Here is a 21,645-nt window from a genome sequence, read left to right as displayed (position 1 = left end):
GGGGGCCGACGACAGCCCACCAGTCTACGTGCTCCCGCACACCCCCAACCCCGGCACCGGCCACCCGAGCCGACAGCCACCAGCATCAGCCACCCGAGCCGACGGCCCCGGCACCGGCCCCGCCAAGCCCGACGCGGCACTCCCCGGCGCCGGGCCCCCAAGCCCGCGGCCCCCGTGCCGGAGGCTCACGTTCAGTTCCCGGTGCTCGGTTCCTTCGGGCGTTGCTCCGCCGGGCCGCGCCGCACCGCACCGGGTGCGTTCCACTCCTGCCGTTTGCGGGCCCGGTTCCTGGCCGCCTCGGAGGACTGGAGCTGGTAGGGGACGGAGGTCACCATGACACCCGGCGTGAACAGCAGGCGCCCCTTGAGCCGCAGGGCGCTCTGGTTGTGCAGCAGGTGCTCGTACCAGTGGCCGACCACATACTCGGGGATGATCACCGAGATCGCGTCGCGCGGCGACTCCTTGCGCAGGCTCTTGACGTACTCGATGATCGGCCGGGTGATCTCCCGGTAGGGCGAGTCGAGCACCTTCAGCGGCACGTCTATGCCGCGCCGTTCCCACTCCTCGCGCAGCACCTTCGTCTCCGCCGGGTCGACGTTGACGGTCAGTGCCTCCAGGGTGTCCGAGCGCATCAGCCTGGCGTAGGCCAGCGCGCGCAGCGTGGGCCGGTGGATCTTGGAGATCAGGACGATCGAGTGCACCCGGGACGGCCGTACGCTGTCGTCGCTCGGGCCCTCGGGGGCCGCGATCTCCTCGGCCACCCGGTCGTAGTGCTTACGGATCGCGGTCATCGTCGCGTAGAAGATCACCATGCCGAGCAGGGCGACCCAGGCGCCGTGGGTGAACTTGGTGACGAGGACGACGACCAGGACCAGGCCGGTGAAGAAGGCGCCGAACGCGTTGATCGCCCGGGAGCGGACCATGTGGCTGCGCCGGGCCGGGTCCCGCTCCACCGCGAGGTGCCGGTTCCAGTGCCGGACCATGCCGGTCTGGCTGAGCGTGAAGGACACGAACACGCCGACGATGTACAGCTGGATCAGCCGGGTCGAGTCGGCCCCGTAGACGACGACCAGCAGGGCGGCGGCGCCCGCGAGCAGCACGATGCCGTTGGAGAAGGCCAGCCGGTCGCCGCGAGTGTGCAGCTGGCGCGGCAGATAGCGGTCCTGGGCGAGGATCGAGCCGAGCAGCGGGAAGCCGTTGTAGGCCGTGTTGGCGGCCAGGAACAGCACCAGCGCGGTGGCCGCGGCCAGCACGACGAACAGGAAGCTGCCCTTGCCGAAGACCGCCTCGGCGACCTGCGAGATCACCGGGTTCTGCACATAGCCGGAGCCGAGCGCCACGCCGTGGTGGAGCAGGTCGGCGGCGGGGTTCTCGGCCATGCGGACCTTGGTGGTCATGGCGAGGGCGATGATGCCGCAGAACATCGTCACGGCGAGCAGGCCCATCATGGCCAGCGTGGTCGCCGCGTTCTTCGACTTGGGTTTGCGGAAGGCCGGGACGCCGTTGGAGATGGCCTCGACGCCGGTCAGCGCGGCGCAGCCGGAGGAGAAGGCGCGCAGCAGCAGGAAGACGAGCGCGAAGCCGGCGAGGCCCTGGTGTTCGGCCTTGATCTGGTAGTCGGCGGTGGGCGCGCGCATCGTGTCCCCGAGGACCAGGCCCCGGAACGCGCCCCACACGATCATGATGAAGACGCCCGCGACGAAGACGTACGTCGGGATCGCGAACAGCGTGCCGGACTCCTTCACCCCGCGCAGGTTCATCAGCGTCAGCAGCACGATCACGGCGACCGCGCACAGCACCTTGTGCTCGACCACGAAGGGGATCGCGGAGCCGAGGTTCTCGATGCCGGAGGAGATGGACACGGCGACGGTCAGGACGTAGTCGACGAGCAGCGCGCTGGCGACCGTGAGGCCCGCCTTCGGCCCGAGGTTGGTGGTGGCGACCTCGTAGTCGCCGCCGCCGCTCGGGTAGGCGTGCACGTTCTGCCGGTAGGAGGCGACCACCGTGAACATCAGCACGACGACCGCGAGCGCGATCCAGGGGCTGAAGTGGTAGGCCGACACGCCCGCGATGGACAGGACCAGCAGGACCTCCCCCGGCGCGTAGGCGACGGAGGACAACGGGTCGGAGGCGAAGACGGGCAGCGCGACCCGCTTCGGCAGGAGCGTTTCACCCAGCCGGTCGCTGCGCAGCGCGCGCCCGATCAGGATCCGTTTGGGCACGTCGGTCAGTTTGGACACGACAGAGGATCGTAAGGGCTCGAACTGGCAGCCGCCCACCTGCCGTCCCGGATCTGCCTCACGAGTGAACTCCGGGGCGCAGGGAACTTCGGATTCCGTGGGCGGCGCGTTCCGCGTGCCTAGATGGCAAACCCGCCTGTCGCCGCACCTCGGAGGTTCCATGCCCGCGACCGCACAGCTGATCGGCGCCGCCGCCTCGCTCGTCGGCCTCGGATTCCTGACGCTGCTGAGCGTGCGCAGCATCACGCGCCGCTGACCACGGGCGGGGTTGCACGGGGGGTGCCCACCCCGGACGGCGCGTGTGTAGCTTGAGCGTCGGTCTGAGACCCTGAGGGTGCTGACCCCGACGGGGCCGAGCAGTCACTTTTCTGGACATCGGAAGGACGGTCGTGCACATCGTCATCATGGGCTGCGGCAGGGTGGGCTCCGCCCTCGCCCAGACCCTGGAGCAGCAGGGGCACACGGTCGCGGTGATCGACCAGGACCCCACGGCCTTCCGCCGGCTGGGCCCGGGATTCGGCGGCCGCCGGGTCACCGGGGTCGGCTTCGACCAGGACACCCTCCGCGAGGCCGGCATCGAGGACGCCGGCGCCTTCGCCGCCGTGTCCAGCGGCGACAACTCGAACATCATCTCGGCGCGGGTGGCCCGTGAGATGTTCGGCGTGGAGAACGTCGCGGCCCGTATCTACGACCCCCGCCGCGCCGAGGTCTACCAGCGCCTGGGCATTCCCACCGTGGCCACGGTCCGCTGGACGGCCGACCAGATGCTGCGCCGGCTGCTGCCCTCGGGCGCCGAACCGCTGTGGCGCGACCCCACCGGTGGCGTGCAACTCGCCGAGGTGCACACCTCACCGGCCTGGGTCGGCCACAAGATCAGCAGGCTCCAGGACGAGACGGGGGTACGCGTGGCGTTCCTGACCCGTCTCGGTGAGGCGATCCTGCCCACCTCGCAGACGGTGTTGCAGGAGGGCGACCTGGTGCACGTGATGATGCGGACGGACGACGTCGACAAGGTCGAGGCGGCGTTCGCCGAGGGCCCCGAAGAGGAGGGCGGTCACTGATGAGGGTCGCCATTGCCGGTGCCGGCGCGGTCGGCCGCTCGATCGCGGGCGAGCTGCTGGAGAACGGCCACGAGGTCCTGCTGATCGACAAGGCGCCGACCGCGATCTCGGTCGAGCGGGTCCCGCAGGCGGAGTGGCTGCTGGCCGACGCCTGCGAGATCACGTCCCTGGACGAGGCCGCGTTGCAGCGCTGCAACGTGGTGATCGCCGCGACGGGCGACGACAAGGTCAACCTGGTCGTGTCCCTGCTGGCGAAGACGGAGTACGGCGTGCCGCGCGTCGTGGCCCGGGTGAACAACCCGAAGAACGAGTGGCTGTTCAACGAGGCATGGGGCGTCGATGTCGCCGTGTCCACCCCGCGTCTGATGTCCGCGCTGGTCGAGGAGGCGGTGAGCGTCGGCGACCTGGTGCGGCTGCTCCGCTTCAGCCACGGCGACGCGAACCTGGTCGAGCTGACCCTGCCGGAGGAGTCGGCGCTGGCCGGCACCCAGGTCGGGGACGTGGAGTGGCCCGAGGACACCTCCCTGGTCACGATCATCCGCGGCACCCGCGTGCTGGCCCCCTCCAAGGAGGACTCCCTGGAGCCGGGCGACGAACTGCTCTTCGTGGCCGCCCAGGCCCGCGAGGAGCAGTTGGAGGACCTGCTGTCGGTACGCCGCGAGGACGACTGAGCGCGGCGGCACACGGCCGAGCAGTACGACGCAGGGGGCGCCCGCCGATCCCAAGCGCCCCCTGCGCCATCGGGGACTTCGGTACCGCACCCTCGCGGTATCGGACGCCGCTCGGTGCCGGGCGGCGTCCAGGACGAGGGCGTAGTGGGTGACCGAGTCGTGGTCGACGGTGCCGGTGTCCAGGCCGACGCGGCGGGCCTCGCTCAGGGCGGCCATGTCCAGCGGGTAGTTCTCGAACACCGTGGAGGTGTCGAACAGGTCGCCGAGCCCGGCGGACCTCGGCCGCACCTCACCGCATCGGGGCCTCGGCCACGCCCTCACCAACGCCGGAGACTTCGACCGCACCTCACCGCATCGGGGTCCCGGCCACACCCTCACCACGCCGAGAACTTCAGCCATACCTGAGCACGGCCCGGGTCGGCACCCGTCCGGTGTGCACGAGTTCCAACGCGGGTCCGAGCGCCCCGCGCCGCGGTCCAGCCGCGTCCACCGCATCGGAGGCTTCAGCCGCGCCCCTCAACCGCATCGGCTACCTCGACCACACCCCCACCACGTCGGGAACCTCGCCCGCACCCTCGCCACATCGGAACCACGGCCACACCTCGCCACGCCGAGAACCACGGCCACACACTCACCGCGTTGGAGGCTTCGGCCGCGTCCTCGCGGCGTCGACGGATTCGGCTATGCCTCGCGGCGGTGTCGGCCGGCCGGCGATTCGTCGCCGTGTCGGCCGGCGGGCGGCTCCTCGCCGCGCTCCGCGGCCGCCGCGGCCTTCCGTTCCTCCTCGGCCCGCTCCTCCGCCTCCATCTCCGCGAACACGTCGATCGGCGCGGGCGCCTTCGCGAGGAAGACCCAGGTGAGCCAGACGGCGAGCAGGAACGGCGGGATCTTCAAGGTCACCAGGACCCAGCCGAGCTGGGTGGTGTCCGCCCACCAGTACAGCGGGAAGAGGATCATGCACTTGCCGAGCAGGATCAGCCCCCAGGCCCAACTGGCCTTGGCGTACGCCTTCTTGCGCCCGGGGTTACGGGTGCGCCAGGACAGGTTCTCCTTGAAGACAGGGCCGAGGATCAGCCCCATCAGGGGCACCCCGGCGAGCGTCGTGACGATGTACGCCAGGGACAGGCCCAGGGTGTAGAGCATGCCGGGGAGGTAGAAGTCCTTGGCGTTGCCCGTGAACATCGCGAACACGACGCCGAAGGCCACACCGAAGACACCGCTGAAGGCGTGCTTCACGGTGTCCTTCATGGCCAGCCGCACCACGACCAGGACCAGCGACACGGCCAGCGCGGCGATCGCCGACCAGTGCAGGTCCTTGTTGATCGTGTAGATCGTGACGAAGAGGAGCCCGGGCAGGACCGTCTCGACCATGCCCCTGACACCGCCGAACGCCTCGAAGAGCGCGGCCTCGGTCACCGCCCGGGCGTCGTCGTGCTGAGTGGTGTCTTCGGTCGGCTTGTCGAGTGACGTCACCGGCTACTCCCGTCCGAGGGGTCTCAGTTCGTACTTGGGGTTGAACAGCACCCGGCGGCCCCGGCTCATCGAGATCCGGCCCGATGCGATCAGCTTGCGCCCCGGTTCTATGCCCACGATGGAACGCCTGCCCAGCCACACCACGTCCAACGCGGCTGAGCCGTCGAACAGCTCGGCCTCCAGGGCCGGGACTCCGGCGCGCGGGCGCAGCGTTACCGTGCGCAAGGTACCAGTTACCGTGACGATCTGCCGGTCCCGGCAGTCGCCGATCCGTATGCAGCCGGTCGTGTCGGTGTCCTCCCGCAGCTCCTCGGACTCCAGGTCCTCCTGGGACGAGGAGAGCCGGCCGAGCATGCGCCGGAACCGGCCCACCGGCTTCTCGGAACGCGGAACAGCACTCATATCAGAAGCGTACTGGGCCGAGGCCTCCCACGGTCCGGCAGCACCCCAAAGGGGCGCGGGGACCGTATCGACATGCGGCTCCGCCGCGCTGGGGGCCCCGGCCCAACGTCACACCGCCGCCCCCAGCGGAGCGTCAGCGCTCGAAGCGGTAGCCCATCCCCGGTTCGGTGATGAAGTGCTTCGGATGCGAGGGATCCGCCTCCAGCTTCCTGCGCAGCTGCGCCATGTACACGCGCAGGTAGTTGGTCTCCGTCCCGTACGAGGGGCCCCACACCTCCTGCAGCAGCTGCTTCTGGCTGACCAGCCGCCCGGTGTTGCGGACCAGCACCTCCAGCAGATGCCACTCCGTGGGGGTCAGCCGTACGTCCCTGCCGCCCCGGTTGACCTTCTTCGCGGCCAGGTCGACGGTGAACCCCTCGGTCTCCACCGTCGTCACGTCGTCCTCGCCGGGACCGACGGGCTCGGCCCGGCGCACTGCGGCCCGCAGCCGGGCCAGCAGCTCGTCCATGCCGAACGGCTTGGTCACGTAGTCGTCGGCGCCCGCGTCCAGCGCCTCGACCTTCTCGTCCGAGGAGTGCCGGGCCGACAGGACCAGGATCGGCACCCGGGTCCAGCCGCGCAGGCCCCTGATCACCTCGACGCCGTCCATGTCGGGCAGGCCCAGGTCGAGGACCACCACGTCCGGGTGGCGGGAGGCGGCGAGTTCGAGGGCGGTCCTGCCGTCGGGGGCCGCGTCGACCTCGTACTTGCGCGCCCTGAGGTTGATCACGAGGGCGCGCACGATCTGCGGCTCGTCGTCGATCACGAGCACCCGGGTCATGAGGCCTTCCTTTCCGGTTCTGCCGCGCCCTCTCCGGTACGAAGGGGCTCGGAACGCGATCCTGCCGCCCGCAGGCTGAGCACCATGGTGAGGCCGCCCCCGGGCGTGTCCTCGGCGTTCAGCGTGCCGCCCATCGCCTCGGCGAAGCCGCGGGCGACCGCGAGACCGAGACCCACCCCGGCACCGCGCGGGGCGTCGCCGTAGCGCTGGAACGGCTCGAATATCCGGTCCTTCGCCTCGTCGGGTATGCCCGGGCCGCGGTCCACGACCCGCACCTCGACACGGTCGGCGATGGCACTGGCGGCGACCATGACACGCCGGTCGGGCGGACTGTACTTGACGGCGTTCTCCACCAGGTTGGCCATCGCCCGTTCGAGGAGCCCGGGGTCGACGGCGACCATCGGCAGGGTCTCCCGGATGTCCAGCTCCACGCTGTCCTCGGGGACGCCGACCAGCGCCATCGGGACCACCTCGTCGAGGTCGGCCTCGCGGATGATCGCGGTGACCGTGCCGGTCTGCAGCCGGGACATGTCGAGCAGATTGCCGACCAGGTGGTCGAGGCGGTCAGCACCCTCCTCGATGCCTTCCAGCAGCTCCGCCCGGTCCTGTTCGGACCAGTCCACGTCGTCGGACCTGAGCGAGGTGACCGCGGCCTTGATCCCGGCCAGCGGGGTGCGCAGGTCGTGGCTGACCGCGGCCAGCAGCGCGGTGCGGATCCGGTTGCCCTCGGCCAGCGTGCGGGCCCGGTCGGCCTCTTCCTGGAGGCGCCGGCGGTCCAGCACCACGGCGGCCTGCGCGGCGAACGCGGCCAGCACCCGGCGGTCCTCGGCGGGCAGTACGCGGCCGGTCAGCGCGAGCGCCATGTGGTCGCCGACCGGCACGTCGACGTCGGCGTCCTCGGGCCGCTGGAGCGGCGGCCCGAACCCGGTGCGGCCCGCGCAGGTCCACGGCTCGACGTCGCCCGCCCGTTCCAACAGGGCGGCGGACTCCATGCCGAACGTCTCCCGGACCCGCTCCAGCAGTTCCTCCAGGCCGGTCTCGCCGCGCAGCACATTGCCCGCGAGGAACGACAGGATCTCGGACTCGGCGCGCAGCCGGGCCGCCTGGTGGGTGCGCCGGGCCGCCAGGTCCACCACCGAGGCCACGGACACCGCGACCCCGACGAAGATCGCGATGGCGACGATGTTGTGGGGGTCGGCGATGGTCAGCCGGTGCAGCGGGGGCGTGTAGAAGTAGTTCAGCAGCAGCGACCCGAACGCCGCGGAGGCCAGGGCGGGCAGCAGCCCGCCGAGCAGGGCCGCCGCCACGGTCAGTGCCAGGAACAGCAGCATGTCGTTGGCGAGTCCGAGGTCCACGGCGTTCAGGCACAGGGCCATGGCGACCGGACCGAGCAGCCCGACCACCCAGCCGGAGACGATCCGGGTCCGGCCGAGCCGGGCGCCCCGGGCCACGGGCAGCCCGCGGCCCTTGGCGATCTCCTCGTGGGTGACGATGTGCACGTCGAGGTCGGGGCCCGACTCGCGGGCGACGGTGGCGCCGACGCCGGGGCCGAAGACGTACTGCCAGCTCTTGCGGCGCGAGGAGCCGAGGACGATCTGGGTGGCGTTGACGCCGCGCGCGAAGTCCAGCAGCGCGGCGGGTATGTCGTCGCCGACGACGTGGTGGAAGGTGCCGCCCAGGTCCTCGACGAGGGTGCGCTGGACGGCCAGTTCCTTCGGCGAGGCCGCGGACAGGCCGTCGCTGCGGGCTATGTAGACGGCCAGCACCTCGCCGCCTGCGCCCTTCTCGGCGAGCCGCGCCGCCCGGCGGATCAGGGTGCGTCCCTCGGGGCCGCCGGTCAGGCCCACGACGATCCGCTCGCGCGAGCCCCAGATCGCGGAGACCCGGTGCTCGCTGCGGTACTGCTTCAGGTACTCGTCGACCCGGTCGGCCACCCACAGCAGCGCCAGCTCCCGCAGGGCGGTCAGGTTCCCGGGCCTGAAGTAGTTGGACAGGGCCGCGTCCACCTTGTCGGGCTGGTAGATGTTGCCGTGTGCCATGCGCCGGCGCAGGGCCTGGGGCGACATGTCGACCAGTTCGATCTGGTCGGCGCGGCGCACCACCTCGTCCGGGACGGTCTCCTGCTGCCGTACGCCGGTGATCGACTCGACCACGTCGCCCAGTGACTCCAGGTGCTGGATGTTGACCGTGGAGACCACGTCGATGCCGGCCGCCAGCAGTTCCTCCACGTCCTGCCAGCGCTTGGTGTTGCGCGAGCCGGGGATGTTGGTGTGGGCCAGCTCGTCCACCAGGGCGACCTGGGGGCTGCGGGCCAGGACCGCGTCCACGTCCATCTCGGTGAAGCGCCCGCCGCGGTACTCCAGCTCCCGGCGCGGCACCTGCTCCAGGCCGTGCAGCATCACCTCGGTGCGCGGCCGTTCGTGGTGCTCCACGAAGGCGACGACGCAGTCGGTGCCCCGCTCCACGCGCCGGTGCGCCTCGGACAGCATGGCGTAGGTCTTGCCCACGCCCGGTGCCGCACCGAGGTAGATCCGGAGCTTTCCACGTGCCATGGCCCTATTGTCTTCCCGTCACTGCCGCCTACGCAGCGTCGACCCTACGGCCCACAATCGCGACGAAAGGGACACGCATCCAGCCAACGAGCAACTTTGACACAACCCTGATGACCTCTCCCCCCGCCCCAAATGCCCAGCCCGGCCCCGGTTCCCACCGACTACCAGGGGTCACCAAGCCGGTCCGGCCACCACCAGCGGCCAAAGACCGCGAACCTTGCCGGTTGGGGCGGCCATCGCAGGCAACCAGGCCGCGCCGGCCACCGCGCATCGCCGACCGCCGCGCATCGCCGACCGCCGAGCCGAGACGAGCCGCCCGCAGCCGGTTGCCGGGGCGGGGCGCCCGCCACCCGCTGCCCGCCGCCGAGCCGAACCGTCCACCGTCCGCCGCCCCAGCCAGGCCGGGCGGTGGGCCTCGGCGGGGGCGGGGTCAGGGTTCGGTGATCTTGCCGTCGTTCAGTTCCAGCACCCGGTCGGCCAGGTCCAGCAGGGTGGTGTCATGGGTGGCGACCAGCGCGGTGACCCGCTCGCTGTGGACGACGGCCCGCAGCAGCTCCATCACGGCGTGACCGGTCTCGGCGTCCAGCTGCCCGGTGGGCTCGTCGGCGATGAGCAGCGCGGGCCGGTTGGCGAGGGCGCGGGCGATGGCGACCCGCTGCTGCTGGCCGCCGGACAGCTCGCCGGGGCGCTGGGCGGCGTGGTCGGCGAGGCCCACCAGGGAGAGCAGCAGCTCGACGCGTTCCTCGCGCTCGCGCGGATCGGCCCGGCGCAACCGCATCGGCACGCCGACGTTCTCCGCCGCGGAGAGGATCGGGACGAGCCCGAAGGACTGGAAGACAAAGCCGATCCGGTCGCGCCGCAGCTGAAGCAGCCCGTTCTCGTCGAGTGCGGCGAGATCCAGCCCGTCCACGGTGATCCGTCCGCGGTCGGGCGCGTCGAGCCCGCCGACGACGTTCAGCAGGGTGGTCTTGCCGGATCCCGAGCGCCCTTTGAGTGCGACCAGTTCGCCGCGCGGGATCTCGAAGGAGACCCCGCGCAGGGCGTGCACGGCGGCGGCTCCGTGCCCGTACGACCGGTGCACGTCCTCGACCCGCACCATCGTCTCGGTGACCACCTGAACGTTCATCCGCGCTCCCCCTTAGGACCGGGCGCCAGTATGGCTGTCCGACGCCCGGCCGTCCAAGGGGTTCGGGTCAGTTCGGGTTGTCACCGTGGGTGAGCGTCTCCCAGGCGACGAAGAGGTTGTTGCTGCCGGCGGGCCGGTTGTTCTGGGTGAGCGTCTGGGTGTTGGTCATGGCGATGCCGAGGCGGTTGTGCAGGGCGTTGTAGCCGACCTCGGTGACGGGCCCGAGCCCGAGGTCGAGGGAGCCGCCGCACAGCCAACCGGGTACGGCCGTGCCGAGCTGGTACTTCGACTGGAAGCCCAGCGCCTGCCGCAGCCGTTCGCCGACGTCGGTGCCGTACAGGTCCTGTCCCTGGATCCGGCTGGTCTCGGCGATGTGCGAGATCGCGGAGATGCCGTATCCGGTGTGCGTGAAGTCCCGGCAGGTCTCCTGGGTGAGCCCGGTGACGAAGATGGACTGCCCCTGCCAGTACGAGACGATCTTGTCCCGGGTGTTCAGGTTCTGGCTGGGCACGGTCTTCGGCAGGTCGCCGTCGGAGGCCAGGTAGACGTACGCGGCCGTGCGGGTGCGGAACGTGGTCATGGCCCTGTCGTACGACGCCTTGTCCTCCAGGAAGACGGAGATGCCGACGGCGGCCTCCGTCATCGACAGCTCCCAGTTGCCGTTGGAGTTGGATCCCTTGATGACGACGGGGAGATAGACGTCGCGGAGCATGGTCGCGAAGCGGCCGGAGTTCGCCCAGCCGCCGCTGTACGTGTACTTGATGATCTCGGCGGCCTTGGGCCAGGACGAGCCGGCCCAGCCGGTCTGCAGCGGCGCGTTGCTGTTGGTGTGGCTGGTGATCGTGGCCGACCAGGCGTCCATGATCTGGATGGCCTTCTGGGCGTAGCGGGCGTCCCGGGTGATGTACCAGGCGAGGGCGTCCGTGTACGCGGCTATCGCGTCCTCGCGTTCGTCGGTGCAGCCGTAGTTGGGGTTGGAGTACGAGCCGCACTCGACGGTGGCGCGGGGTTTGGGCGTGCGGTTCAGGTCGGCGTACTTGCTCGCCAGCATCTGGTCGTAGGCGCCCTTCCAGGGCTGGGCGCCGGCCAGCACCTTGCCGCGGGCGAAATCCAACTGGCTCTGGGAGACGGTGACTCCGGGGTGGACGAAGGCGGTGGGGGCGGCGTCGGCACGCTGGGCGGCGGGGGCCGCTAACACGCCCAGGGCCAGGGCGGTCACGACCGCGACGAGGGGGGTACGACGCACAGCAACTCCGTTCTCGTATGTGAACTCGGAGCGCCTTTATGAACAGAGGCGTTGGCCGGAGACCATAGGTACAGACCAAAACCCCGTCAAGAGTTCACACACGAGAAAGGGCCGCACCCCAGGGGTGCGGCCCTTGCCGCGTTCGCCGCTGACAGCGCCCCGCAGGGGCGCGCGGCTGTGTCGATATGCGGCTCCGCCGCGGCACGGCCTGCCGCGTACGGGCGCCGGCACACCGCGGCATGTCCAGCGGAGCGTCCGGCGGAGCGCTCAGCGGACCTCGGTGATCTCCGGTCCGCGCTGCAGTTGGCCCATGCCGCCGGAGAAGCGCGAGGACTCCTCCTGCTGAACGCCCTCGGGAACCATCTGGGCGTCGTTCGGCAGCTTCAGGACGATCGGGTCGCGGGGCGCCATCGGACCCTCGCCGCGGACCACGACCGTGTCCCGGAAGATCTGCTCAAGCAGCCCGGCGGCCTGCGGCTGCACCGCGCCCTGGCCCGAGATCACGCCGCGCAGGAACCAGCGCGGGCCGTCCACACCGATGAACCGCACGACCTGGAAGCCACCGGTGCCGTCCGGCAGTTGCACCGGCACCTGGGCGCGCAGCTCCCAGCCCAGGGGGCCCTCGACCTCGTCGACGATGCCACCCTGCTGGGTGATGCCGGTCGCGATCTCCTCGCGGACCTCGCCCCAGATGCCCTCGCGCTTGGGCGCGGCGAATGCCTGCAACTGGACGGCGCTGTCGCGCAGCACGACGGTCGCCGCGACGATCGCGTCGCCCGCGACCTCGACCCGCAGCTCCATGCCGTCCACGCCCGGCACGAACAGACCGCCGAGATCCACCCGGCCCTCGGCCGGGTCGCGCACCTCGGAGGCGTCCCACGGCCCTTCGGGGCGGGGCTCCGGTTCGAGCCGCAGCCGCTCGGGCTCGCCTGCCTCTTCCTCGTCCGCCTCGGTGTCGACGCTGTCGACGACCTGCTCGGCCTCGCCGGCCGCGTCCTCGGCGGCACCCTTCTTCTTGCGACGTCCGAACACGTCACTGTCCTTCCCGGTCGGATACGACCGAAGCGTATCGATTCCCACCCGCCTGGCCGCCCTCGGCGACCTGACCGCTTGTGCCGCTCTCGCCGCCCACCGCGGCATGGCCCCCGGTGGACCCGAAGCCCCCCTCGGCCCGCGCCGAGCCGGGAAGCTCCGCGACCTCCTGGAAGCGGACCCTCTCGACCTGCTGGACGACCAGTTGGGCAATCCGGTCGAAGCGCTCGAACCGCACGGACTCGCGCGGGTCGAGATTCACCACGATCACCTTGATCTCCCCACGGTACCCGGCATCAACCGTCCCCGGGGCATTCACGAGGGCGACACCGCAGCGGGCGGCCAGACCGGATCGGGGGTGCACGAAGGCCGCGTACCCCTCCGGGAGGGCGATCGACACTCCCGTGGGCAGCACGGTCCGCTCGCCGGGCTTGAGTTCGCACGTCCGCGTCGTCCGCAGGTCGGCCCCGGCGTCCCCGGGATGCGCGTACGCCGGAAGCGGTACGTCGGGGTCGACGCGCCGGATCAGCACGTCCACGGGGGCACGCGGACCCGGGGCGACGGAGCCCGCCGGGGGCTCGGGGTGCGGGGCGCTCACGGATTCACCTCGAAGGCGCGGGCGCGCCGGACCTGGTCCGGGTCGCTCAGGGCGGCCTGGATCTCCTGCTCGCGGCCGTTGTCGACGAAGTGGTCGACCTTGACCTCGATGAACAGCGCGTCGGCGCGGACGGCCACGGGGCCGTCGGGGCCTGCGATGCGGCCGACCACGCTGGAGTAGATCTTCCGCCCGGCGACCGCGGTCACCTCGGCGGTCAGGTGCAGCGTCGTGCCGACCGGCACCGGCCGCACGAAGTCGGTCTCCAGCCGGCCCGTCACCGCGATCGTCCGCAACAGCCAGTTCAGCGAGCCCAGCGTCTCGTCCAGGGCGGTGGCCAGCACACCCCCGTGCGCGAGGCCGGGGGCGCCCTGGTGGGCGGGCTGCACGGTGAACTCTGCGGTCAGGGTGACGCCCTCGCCCGCCCGCGCCTCCAGGCGCAGCCCGTGCGGCTGGTCGTGACCACAGCCGAAACACTGTCCGTAATGCGAACCGAGCGATTCGCCGGGCGCGGGCGCATCGGGATGCCGCACCGGCGTCACGGCGTCGGCAGGGGGCTGAAGAGCCGCGGAACTACCACTCACAGCCGCAGACCTTACCCGCCCGCCCCCCGCACCACCCGCCCCACGTCCGGCCACAGCAGGATGTCGGCGGCCGGCACGTCGCCCTCGCCGACGGCCCACAGCACCTGCTGAACGAGCCCGCCCGCGCACGGTCCGTCGAGACCGCGACCGACGAAGCCGGGGATGCCCTGGATCAGGGTGACCCGGCGGCCGGCGCGGTGCCGTGCGAGGCTCACCGAGCGGCTGGAGGCCCCGCCAACCCCGAACCCGGTGGCCCAGCGGCCGACACAGTGCCGGACGGGGCGCGCCGACCGGCTGGAAAGCCCGCCCCAACACCACCGCGTCGGCCGACCATCGCAGCCGCCCACCACACCCGCCCACCGCCCGACCCGGCACGACGACCGGCCGCGACGGCCCCGCCAGGGAGCGCCCCGCCGAGCCGCGCCCCCGGAAGCGCAGGCCGCTGCCCCGAACCCGATGCCCCGACGACCGACACGGTGCCGCACGGGGCGCACCGACCGGGCCGCGCCAACACCACCGCGTCGGCCGACCATCGCAGCCGACCACCACACCGCCCGACCCGGCACGGCGGGTCGATCCCGACGGCCCCGCCAGAGGGCGCCCCGCCGAGCCGCGTCCCCCGGCGGCGCAGGCAGGTGCCCGCCCCATCCCGGACGCCCGGCGGACGACACGGTGCCGGGGCGGGCTCGCCGAGCGGCTGGAGGCCCCGCCAACCCTGGCCCGGGAGACCCGGCGGCCGACACGGTGCCGCGCGGGGCTCGCCCAGCGGCTGGAAAGCCCGGCCGACACCACCGCGTCGGCCGGGCGTCGCGGTCGGCCACTAGGTCGGCCCATCGTCCGACGCGGCACGGCGGCCCGTCCCGGCGGCCTCGGCCGGTGGTGCCCCGGCGGGCCGCTTCCCGACGAGGGTGGGGGCGGGTGCCCTGGTTCGGGGTGTGGGTGGGGGGCGTGCCAAGCTGGGGGCATGGAGGACTCCGGCACCCCGTACGACGAACGCCTCACCGCCCCCCGGTCGTGGTGGCTGATCAGCTTTCTGGTCGGCGTCTCGCTGGCCCTGATCCTGCTCCCCTTCGGCACGCTGCCGATGCTGGGCGGGCTGGCCGGCGGCACGGCCGCCGCCGCGGTCGTGGCCAGCGCCTACGGCTCGCTCCGCATCCGCGTCGTGGGCGACCACCTGATCGCGGGCGAGGCGAAGATCCCGGTCACGGCGCTCGGCGCGGCGGAGATCCTGGATCCGGAGGAGGCCCGCGCCTGGCGCACCTACAAGGCCGACACCCGCGCCTTCCTCCTGCTGCGCGCCTACATCCCGCGGGCGCTCCGCGTCGAGGTCACCGACCCGGCCGACCCCACCCCGTACCTGTACCTGTCCACCCGCGCCCCGGAGCAGCTGGCGGCGGCGATCGAGGCGGCCCGCAGCCGCGCGGCGGCCTGATCGTCCCGGGCGCGCGACAGGCCGGAGGGGCGCCGCGTCAGCGCCCCGGCTCGCCGGTGAAGTCCCCCGGTGTCAGCGGTTCGGCGGGAGACTCCAGCGGGGGCAGCTCGGACAGTTCGTCCCAGGGAACCTGGATCTTGCGCAGATCGGCGCGGATCCGCGCGGCCAGCCTCTTGGTGTCCCGCCGGTTCATGACCGCCCCGACGGCGGCCCCGACCATGAACGGCATCAGGTTCGGCAGGTCGCGCACCATCCGCTTCATGATCTGCTGGCGCAGTTCGCGCTTCATGTGGCCCCCGAGGGCTGTGTTGATCGTCGACGGCTTCATCACGTCGATCCCGCGCTCCCCCGACCAGGAGGACAGATACGCGGTGCTGCGGGCCATCAGACCGCCCGGCGGCCGCAGGCCGTAGACCTCGTGCAGTTCGGCGATCAGCTTGAGTTCGATCGCCGCGACACCGGTGATCTCCGCGGCCAGTTCGGTCGGCATCGCGGGCGGCACCGGGAGCATCGCCGCCGCACCGACCCCGGCCCCGATGGTCGAGGTTCCGTGGGCCGCGCCCGCCACGAGCTTGTCCGCGATCTGCTCGGGCCCGAGGCCCGGGAACTGCCGGCGCAGCGTCGCGAGGTCCCGCACGGGAATCCGCGGGGCCATGTCGATGATCCGGTCGGCGAGGTACGCCAGGCCCGCCCTGGCGCGGCTGCCGCCCTTGCGGGCGCCGTCCCGGGCCAGGTCCCGGGCCCTGCCACGGACGACCTCGGTCCTTTCCCATGCTGTGCGCCGCGTTCGACCGGGGGTCGCCTCCGTCGGTGCGACGGTCGCGGGCCGCTCCGTCGGCGCCGGGCGGTCACCCCGGTCGGCCGCCGGTTCGAGCGAGGCTCCCGCACCGGGTGAGCCCCGCTCGACGTCACGCGCGCCGGGCGAGCCGTCCCGCGGCCCATGGTCCGCTCCCCGCAGGGGGAAGCGGCGCTTCCGAGGAGGGGTCGAGCCAGTCACGGCCGACCCACCCTCAGTCGCAGTCGCGGCAGATCGGCTGACCGTTCTTCTCGCGGGCCAGCTGGCTGCGGTGGTGCACCAGGAAGCAGCTCATGCAGGTGAACTCGTCCTGCTGCTTGGGCAGCACCCGGACCGCCAGTTCCTCGTTCGAGAGGTCGGCGCCGGGCAGCTCAAGCCCTTCCGCTGCCTCGAACTCGTCGACGTCGACGGCGGCGGTCGACTTGTCGTTCCGCCGGGCCTTCAGTTCTTCAAGGCTGTCCGAGTCGACGTCGTCGTCGGTCTTGCGTGGAGTGTCGTAATCGGTTGCCATGTCGCTCTCCCCCTCTGGGTGTCTGCGGTGTCTCCAGCGCACGTAACGCGTGAGAGGCCGGACTTGTGCCCGACCCGAGGCGGAGATTTTGCCTCACATCAAGGTCTGTTACTCAATCGACACCCAACCGGACTCCTCAAGAGTGATCGGCTTGGATGGCGATGGGGACCGTACACGGTCCGGATGCCGCACCTCAAAGGCGTCTCACCGAGTACTTCCCGTGATCAAGACCCTTGAAAACCAGGACTTTTCCGGCTTTTCACCTCGGTTTGCGCTCACGGAGCGTAGATGGCTGGAAATCCGCCCATGTGATCGATCACACAGGCGAAGCCCCGCCGACCCACCCGGAAATTCCGCGCAAAGCGAACAAGCCCGGGTGTGTCGGCCACCTCGATCAAGATCGCCTCCGCTGCGGCCGGGATCCACGTCGGGCTCCACATGATCCACGTCGGGATCCCCAGCGAGATCGCATCACATCGGCAGAGTGACCCGCATCACGAGCCCGCCTCCCTCGCGTGGTTCGGCCGAGATGTGACCGCCGTGCGCGCGCGTCACGGACCGGACGATGGACAGGCCGAGGCCGACCCCCTTGTCACTGCCCGTGCGCTCCGTACGGAGCCTCCTGAAGGGCTCGAAGAGGTTGTCGATCTCGTACGCCGGCACCACCGGGCCGGTGTTCGAGACGGACAGCACCGCCTGGCCGTGCTGGACGTCGGTGGTGACCTCGACCCAGCCGTCCTCGGGGACGTTGTACCGCACGGCGTTCTGCACCAGGTTCAGGGCGATCCGCTCCAGCAGGACACCGTTGCCCTGCACCACGGCGGGCCGGCACTCGCCCGTGATCCGCACGCCCTTGGCCTCCGCCTCCGCGTGCACCTGGTCGATGGCCTGGGAGGCGACCTCGGCGAGGTCCACGGGCTTGCGCTCGACGATCTGGTTGTCGCTGCGGGCCAGCAGCAGCAGTCCCTCCACCAGCTGCTCGCTGCGCTCGTTGGTGGCCAGCAGCGTCTTGCCCAGCTGTTGCAGCTCCACCGGCGCGCCGGGGTCGGACAACTGCACTTCCAGGAGCGTGCGGTTGATCGCGAGCGGGGTGCGCAGCTCGTGCGATGCGTTCCCGACGAAGCGCTGCTGGGCCGTGAACGCCCGTTGCAATCGCTCCAGCATGTCGTCGAAGGTGTCGGCCAGCTCCTTCAGCTCGTCGTCCGGGCCGTCCAGCTCGATCCGCCGGGACAGGTCCGAGCCCGCCACCGCGCGCGCGGTGCGGGTGATCCGGCCGAGCGGCGACAGCACGCGGCCGGCCATCGCGTAACCGAACGCGAAGGCGATCACGGCGAGGCCCAGCAGGGCCAGCAGCGAGCGGCTGAGCAGATTGTCCAGGGCGACCTGGCGCTGGTGGTCGGCGCACTGGCTGATCGCCTGGTTGAAGTCGGTGGTGTTGATCGCCGGGCAGTTCTCGCTGGAGACCTTGAGCGCCGAGAAGCTGACGATCTTGAACAGGGGCTGGTTGCCCGTGTTGATCGCCTGCGCGGCCAGCAGATAGATGATCGACAGCAGCAGGATGCCGGCGATCAGGAACATGCCGCCGTACAGCAGCGTCAGGCGTATCCGGATGGTCGGGCGCAGCCAGGGGTACGGCGACTGGGGTCTGCGCGGATCCCAGGTGGGCTTCGGAGGCGCCTGCGGGTGTGCGGGTGTCGTCGCCACGATGCATCAGATCCGATAGCCGGAGCCGGGGACGGTCACGATGACGGGCGGCTCGCCCAGCTTGCGGCGCAGGGTCATGACCGTCACCCGCACGACGTTGGTGAACGGGTCCGTGTTCTCGTCCCAGGCCTTCTCCAGAAGCTGCTCCGCGGAGACCACGGCGCCCTCGCTGCGCATCAGGACCTCCAGCACGGCGAACTCCTTCGGCGCGAGCTGGACCTCCTTGCCGTCCCGGAAGACCTCGCGGCGGTTCGGGTCGAGCTTGATCCCGGCCCGCTCCAGGACAGGCGGCAGCGGCACGCTGGTGCGCCGGCCGAGGGCACGCACACGTGCGATCAGCTCGCTGAACGCGAAGGGCTTGGGCAGATAGTCGTCGGCGCCGATCTCCAGTCCCTCGACACGGTCGCTGACATCGCCGGACGCGGTCAGCATCAGCACGCGCGTGGGCATGCCCAGCTCGACGATCCTGCGGCAGACGTCGTCGCCGTGCACGAGCGGGAGGTCGCGGTCGAGGACGACCACGTCGTAGTCGTTGACGCCGATGCGTTCCAGGGCCGCCGCACCGTCGTACACGACGTCGACGGCCATGGCCTCCCGGCGCAGCCCGGTGGCCACCGCATCCGCGAGCAGTTGCTCGTCCTCGACGACGAGTACGCGCACGTCGCATGTCCTTCCTGTGTCCACCCGCGTAGCGCAACCGTGGGCGCACGGGTGGGAATCCTCATGGGGTGTGACTCCATCCTGCCCTTTTCGGCCATAAGTCGGCTGTAAGACGGGTGCCCGGACCGGACGGAACGGGGTGCTGGAGCGGGAATGCCAGATTTTCTCCCGCGGTTGAGGTTTCCACGGAGGGGAGCGGGGGGAGGACGGCTTTACACCCCGCGATCACGCTCTGCATGTGCCGTACCACCATGTGGTACGTCGCGGTCCGCTTCCCGCAGAGCGGGCGTGGGTGTCCGGCACCGTCGCCGCCCAGCACGGGCAGCGCTGGGCACCCGCAGGAGACGTGATCGCCCCTCCCGAACGGCACACCCCCGTGCCACCGACCCACGACCCAGGACGAGGGGGCGCAGCATGGACGCATTCACCGCAGGACTTCTGCAGCGCATAAAGGCGACCGAGTCCGACCTGTCCCGGGCTCGCGACGAAGGCGACGACTTCCTCGTGGAGGTGGAGCAGGCCGAGCTCGACGACCTGCGGCGCCTCGCCGCCGAACACGGTGTGGAGGTCGGCGCGACCAGCGTCTGACAGCCCGTAGCGCAGCGACAGAACCCCGGCGAATCCAGCGCCGGGGTTCTGTCGTGTCCGGTCGGCCGGGCTCGGCCGGAAACCTTGCCGTCCGCTGCGCAGGCATGGGCAGCGGTCTCGCGGTCTGTCCATCGGTCGGCGGGCTCGGACGGCGGGCTCGGACGGCCCGGCCGGTGTCGGGTGTTCAGTCGTGCCAGGCTCCGAAGTCTTCCAGGAGGCGTTGGAGGGGCTCGAAGACGCCGGGGGTGGCCGCGACCGTCAGATCGCGGGAGGGCCGCTCTCCGGGGCGTCCGCCGGTCAGGGCGCCCGCCTCCCGGGCGATCAGGTCGCCCGCGGCCATGTCCCACGCGTTCAGCCCGCGCTCGTAGTAGCCGTCGAGGCGGCCCGCGGCCAGGTCGCACAGGTCGACCGCGGCCGAGCCGCCGCGCCGGATGTCGCGCAGCAGCGGGATCAGCCGGGCGGCCACCTCGGCCTGGTGGGTGCGGACCTGCGTCACGTAGTTGAAGCCGGTCGACACCAGGGCCTGCTCCAGGGGCGCAGAGGGGCGGCAGGACAGCGCGCGCTCGCCCTCCCAGGCGCCGGTCGCCCAGGCTCCGCCGCCGCGCACCGCGTGGTACGTCTCACCGCGCATCGGGGCGGCCACCACCGCGACGACGGTCTCGCCGTCCTGCTCGGCCGCGATGGACACGGACCAGGTCGGCAGCCCGTAGAGATAGTTCACCGTGCCGTCGAGCGGGTCGATCACCCAGCGGATGCCGCTCGTGCCCTCGCTGGAGGCGCCCTCCTCGCCCAGGAAGCCGTCGTCCGGGCGGTGGTCGGCGATCAGGCCGGTGATCAGCTTCTCGGCCGCTATGTCCATCTCGGTGACGACGTCGATCGGGCTCGACTTGGTCCGCGCCACCGCGAGGTCGGCCGGGCGGCCGTCCCGCAGCAGCTCGCCCGCGCGGCGGGCGGCCTCCCGGGCGAGTGCGAGCAGGTCCGCGTACTGCGGGTGCAGGGTCTCGGTCACGGGGCTCCTCATGCGTAGGGGCTGTCGGCGCCCGCGGCGGCCGGCTTGGGGGCGCGGGCCGGGCAGCAGCCGACCGGGCAGACGTCATGGCTCGCGCCGAGCGCGCCGAGGGCGCACCGCGTGACGGCCCGCCCGCTCTCCGCGGCGGCGCGCTCCAGGACCAGCTCACGGATCGCGGCGGCGAACCGCGGGTCGGCGCCGACCGTGGCCGACCGGCGCACCGGCAGGCCCAGTTCCTCCGCCTTGGCCTTCGCCTCCGTGTCGAGGTCGTAGAGGACCTCCATGTGGTCGGAGACGAAGCCGATGGGGGCCATGACGACGGCGGGCACCCCGGCGGCGTGCCGCTCTTCCAGGTGGTCGCAGATGTCGGGCTCCAGCCACGGGATGTGCGGGGCGCCGGAGCGGGACTGGTAGACGAGCCGCCAGGGGTGGTCGACGCCGGTGCGTTCCCGGACGGCGTCGGCGATCAGCTGGGCCACGTCCAGATGCTGCTCGACGTAGGCGCCGCCCTCGCCGTGCGCCTCCTCGGGGCCCGAGGTGTCGGCGGCGGAGGTCGGGATGGAGTGGGTGGTGAAGGCGATGTGGGCGCCGCTGCGGACGTCCTCGGGGAGGTCGGCGAGGGCGTCGAGCACGCCGTCGATCATGGGCTCGACGAAGCCGGGGTGGTTGAAGTAGTGCCGCAGTTTGTCGATCCTCGGCAGGTCCAGGCCGTCCGCCTGGAGGGCGGCCAGCGCGTCGGCCAGGTTCTCGCGGTACTGCCTGCATCCCGAGTAGGAGGCGTAGGCGCTGGTGGCGAGGACCAGGACGCGGCGGTGGCCGTCGGCGACCAGTTCGCGCAGGGTGTCCGTCAGATACGGCGCCCAGTTGCGGTTGCCCCAGTAGACCGGCAGGTCGAGGCCGTGCTCGGCGAAGTCCTTGCGCAGGGCGGCGAGCAGGGCGCGGTTCTGGTCGTTGATGGGGCTGACCCCGCCGAACAGGAAGTAGTGCCGGCCGACTTCCTTGAGGCGTTCCTTCGGGATACCGCGGCCCCGTGTCACGTTCTCCAGGAACGGGACCACGTCGTCCGGGCCTTCGGGGCCGCCGAAGGAGAGCAGGAGCAGGGCGTCGTAGGGGCTGGCATCGAGCGCGTCTGGCATGTCTCGA

21 protein-coding genes are annotated in these 21,645 nt (G+C 71.5%); 4 read left to right on the top strand and 17 right to left on the bottom strand.

Features of this window, described 5'->3' with window-relative positions; genetic code table 11:
- Nucleotides 1–191: 191 nt before the first annotated feature.
- Entirely contained in the window at nucleotides 192–2,240 is a 2,049-nt protein-coding gene (locus AC27LF_RS04435; protein WP_479657745.1) for an APC family permease, read from the bottom strand.
- Nucleotides 2,241–2,629: 389 nt separating this feature from the next.
- Between AC27LF_RS04435 and AC27LF_RS04430 the strand changes: the two genes are divergently transcribed.
- A complete protein-coding gene (locus AC27LF_RS04430) occupies nucleotides 2,630–3,301 on the top strand; it encodes a potassium channel family protein (protein WP_479657746.1) in 672 nt (223 codons plus the stop codon).
- Nucleotides 3,301–3,972: a potassium channel family protein gene (locus AC27LF_RS04425; RefSeq protein ID WP_404035086.1), complete on the top strand. Its 672-nt coding sequence runs from the start codon at nucleotides 3,301–3,303 to the stop codon at nucleotides 3,970–3,972. Before AC27LF_RS04430 ends, AC27LF_RS04425 begins: the two co-directional genes overlap by 1 nt.
- Nucleotides 3,973–4,653: 681 nt before the next feature.
- On the opposite strand, the gene AC27LF_RS04420 is transcribed toward AC27LF_RS04425, so the two are convergent.
- The 10 genes from AC27LF_RS04420 to AC27LF_RS04375 all read right to left on the bottom strand — a co-directional run bounded on the left by AC27LF_RS04420 (nucleotide 4,654) and on the right by AC27LF_RS04375 (nucleotide 14,017).
- Nucleotides 4,654–5,445: a DUF3159 domain-containing protein gene (locus tag AC27LF_RS04420; RefSeq protein ID WP_479657747.1), complete on the bottom strand. Its 792-nt coding sequence runs from the start codon at nucleotides 5,443–5,445 to the stop codon at nucleotides 4,654–4,656.
- Between the two features lie 3 nt (nucleotides 5,446–5,448).
- The gene (locus AC27LF_RS04415; RefSeq protein WP_479657748.1) at nucleotides 5,449–5,847 is read right to left on the bottom strand and encodes an OB-fold nucleic acid binding domain-containing protein; all 399 of its coding nucleotides are present in this window, start codon (nucleotides 5,845–5,847) and stop codon (nucleotides 5,449–5,451) included.
- A 133-nt stretch (nucleotides 5,848–5,980) separates the two neighbouring features.
- Nucleotides 5,981–6,667: a response regulator gene (locus tag AC27LF_RS04410; protein ID WP_351737092.1), complete on the bottom strand. Its 687-nt coding sequence runs from the start codon at nucleotides 6,665–6,667 to the stop codon at nucleotides 5,981–5,983.
- On the bottom strand, nucleotides 6,664–9,219 hold the full coding sequence (locus AC27LF_RS04405) for a sensor histidine kinase (protein ID WP_479657749.1): 2,556 nt from the start codon (nucleotides 9,217–9,219) through the stop codon (nucleotides 6,664–6,666). Before AC27LF_RS04405 ends, AC27LF_RS04410 begins: the two co-directional genes overlap by 4 nt.
- Nucleotides 9,220–9,649: 430 nt before the next feature.
- Nucleotides 9,650–10,345, bottom strand: a complete 696-nt coding sequence (locus AC27LF_RS04400; protein WP_479657750.1) for an ABC transporter ATP-binding protein — start codon at nucleotides 10,343–10,345, stop codon at nucleotides 9,650–9,652.
- 67 nt (nucleotides 10,346–10,412) lie between these two features.
- Nucleotides 10,413–11,591, bottom strand: a complete 1,179-nt coding sequence (locus AC27LF_RS04395; protein ID WP_479657751.1) for an alginate lyase family protein — start codon at nucleotides 11,589–11,591, stop codon at nucleotides 10,413–10,415.
- 267 nt (nucleotides 11,592–11,858) lie between these two features.
- The gene (locus AC27LF_RS04390) at nucleotides 11,859–12,623 is read right to left on the bottom strand and encodes a DUF3710 domain-containing protein (protein WP_479657752.1); all 765 of its coding nucleotides are present in this window, start codon (nucleotides 12,621–12,623) and stop codon (nucleotides 11,859–11,861) included.
- Between the two features lies 1 nt (nucleotide 12,624).
- Nucleotides 12,625–13,161, bottom strand: coding sequence for a dUTP diphosphatase (dut, locus tag AC27LF_RS04385; protein WP_479657861.1), 537 nt, complete (start codon nucleotides 13,159–13,161; stop codon nucleotides 12,625–12,627).
- A 56-nt stretch (nucleotides 13,162–13,217) separates the two neighbouring features.
- A complete protein-coding gene (locus AC27LF_RS04380; protein ID WP_479657753.1) occupies nucleotides 13,218–13,802 on the bottom strand; it encodes a PaaI family thioesterase in 585 nt (194 codons plus the stop codon).
- Between the two features lie 11 nt (nucleotides 13,803–13,813).
- On the bottom strand, nucleotides 13,814–14,017 hold the full coding sequence (locus AC27LF_RS04375; RefSeq protein WP_479657754.1) for a hypothetical protein: 204 nt from the start codon (nucleotides 14,015–14,017) through the stop codon (nucleotides 13,814–13,816).
- A 749-nt stretch (nucleotides 14,018–14,766) separates the two neighbouring features.
- Here AC27LF_RS04375 and AC27LF_RS04370 point away from each other — a divergent pair.
- Entirely contained in the window at nucleotides 14,767–15,234 is a 468-nt protein-coding gene (locus AC27LF_RS04370; protein ID WP_479657755.1) for a DUF3093 domain-containing protein, read from the top strand.
- Between the two features lie 37 nt (nucleotides 15,235–15,271).
- Here AC27LF_RS04370 and AC27LF_RS04365 read toward each other — a convergent pair whose 3' ends face one another.
- The 4 genes from AC27LF_RS04365 to AC27LF_RS04350 all read right to left on the bottom strand — a co-directional run bounded on the left by AC27LF_RS04365 (nucleotide 15,272) and on the right by AC27LF_RS04350 (nucleotide 18,905).
- Nucleotides 15,272–16,231: a hypothetical protein gene (locus tag AC27LF_RS04365; RefSeq protein WP_479657756.1), complete on the bottom strand. Its 960-nt coding sequence runs from the start codon at nucleotides 16,229–16,231 to the stop codon at nucleotides 15,272–15,274.
- 13 nt (nucleotides 16,232–16,244) lie between these two features.
- Entirely contained in the window at nucleotides 16,245–16,541 is a 297-nt protein-coding gene (locus AC27LF_RS04360; protein ID WP_351348258.1) for a DUF4193 domain-containing protein, read from the bottom strand.
- Nucleotides 16,542–17,012: 471 nt separating this feature from the next.
- Nucleotides 17,013–18,245, bottom strand: coding sequence for a sensor histidine kinase (locus AC27LF_RS04355; protein WP_479657757.1), 1,233 nt, complete (start codon nucleotides 18,243–18,245; stop codon nucleotides 17,013–17,015).
- Nucleotides 18,246–18,251: 6 nt separating this feature from the next.
- Nucleotides 18,252–18,905 carry a response regulator transcription factor gene (locus AC27LF_RS04350; RefSeq protein WP_007387794.1) on the bottom strand — a complete coding sequence of 218 codons (654 nt, stop codon included), beginning with the start codon at nucleotides 18,903–18,905 and terminating at the stop codon, nucleotides 18,252–18,254.
- Between the two features lie 414 nt (nucleotides 18,906–19,319).
- Between AC27LF_RS04350 and AC27LF_RS04345 the strand changes: the two genes are divergently transcribed.
- Nucleotides 19,320–19,493 carry a hypothetical protein gene (locus AC27LF_RS04345; protein ID WP_351737074.1) on the top strand — a complete coding sequence of 58 codons (174 nt, stop codon included), beginning with the start codon at nucleotides 19,320–19,322 and terminating at the stop codon, nucleotides 19,491–19,493.
- A gap of 184 nt (nucleotides 19,494–19,677) precedes the next feature.
- Here AC27LF_RS04345 and AC27LF_RS04340 read toward each other — a convergent pair whose 3' ends face one another.
- Together AC27LF_RS04340 and AC27LF_RS04335 are read right to left on the bottom strand one after the other, a co-directional pair.
- On the bottom strand, nucleotides 19,678–20,514 hold the full coding sequence (locus tag AC27LF_RS04340) for an inositol monophosphatase family protein (RefSeq protein ID WP_479657758.1): 837 nt from the start codon (nucleotides 20,512–20,514) through the stop codon (nucleotides 19,678–19,680).
- Complete coding sequence (locus AC27LF_RS04335; RefSeq protein WP_479657759.1) at nucleotides 20,511–21,638, bottom strand: ferrochelatase; 1,128 nt, start codon at nucleotides 21,636–21,638, stop codon at nucleotides 20,511–20,513. The genes AC27LF_RS04340 and AC27LF_RS04335 overlap by 4 nt, the downstream gene beginning before the upstream one ends.
- Between the last annotated feature and the right edge of the window lie 7 nt (nucleotides 21,639–21,645).

This window comes from Streptomyces diversicolor (assembly GCF_057537855.1).
Note: the sequence above shows the minus strand (reverse complement) of the source record. Positions and strands in the feature narration are given on the sequence as shown.

Excerpts from the sequence above, each read along its gene's own strand:
- AC27LF_RS04415 (WP_479657748.1), bottom strand. The coding sequence starts at position 5,847 with ATGAGTGCTGTTCCGCGTTCCGAGAAGCCGGTGGGCCGGTTCCGGCGC.
- AC27LF_RS04335 (WP_479657759.1), bottom strand. The coding sequence starts at position 21,638 with ATGCCAGACGCGCTCGATGCCAGCCCCTACGACGCCCTGCTCCTGCTC.
- AC27LF_RS04345 (WP_351737074.1), top strand. The coding sequence starts at position 19,320 with ATGGACGCATTCACCGCAGGACTTCTGCAGCGCATAAAGGCGACCGAG.
- AC27LF_RS04340 (WP_479657758.1), bottom strand. The coding sequence starts at position 20,514 with ATGAGGAGCCCCGTGACCGAGACCCTGCACCCGCAGTACGCGGACCTG.
- AC27LF_RS04360 (WP_351348258.1), bottom strand. The coding sequence starts at position 16,541 with ATGGCAACCGATTACGACACTCCACGCAAGACCGACGACGACGTCGAC.
- AC27LF_RS04370 (WP_479657755.1), top strand. The coding sequence starts at position 14,767 with ATGGAGGACTCCGGCACCCCGTACGACGAACGCCTCACCGCCCCCCGG.
- AC27LF_RS04425 (WP_404035086.1), top strand. The coding sequence starts at position 3,301 with ATGAGGGTCGCCATTGCCGGTGCCGGCGCGGTCGGCCGCTCGATCGCG.
- AC27LF_RS04400 (WP_479657750.1), bottom strand. The coding sequence starts at position 10,345 with ATGAACGTTCAGGTGGTCACCGAGACGATGGTGCGGGTCGAGGACGTG.
- AC27LF_RS04410 (WP_351737092.1), bottom strand. The coding sequence starts at position 6,667 with ATGACCCGGGTGCTCGTGATCGACGACGAGCCGCAGATCGTGCGCGCC.
- AC27LF_RS04405 (WP_479657749.1), bottom strand. The coding sequence starts at position 9,219 with ATGGCACGTGGAAAGCTCCGGATCTACCTCGGTGCGGCACCGGGCGTG.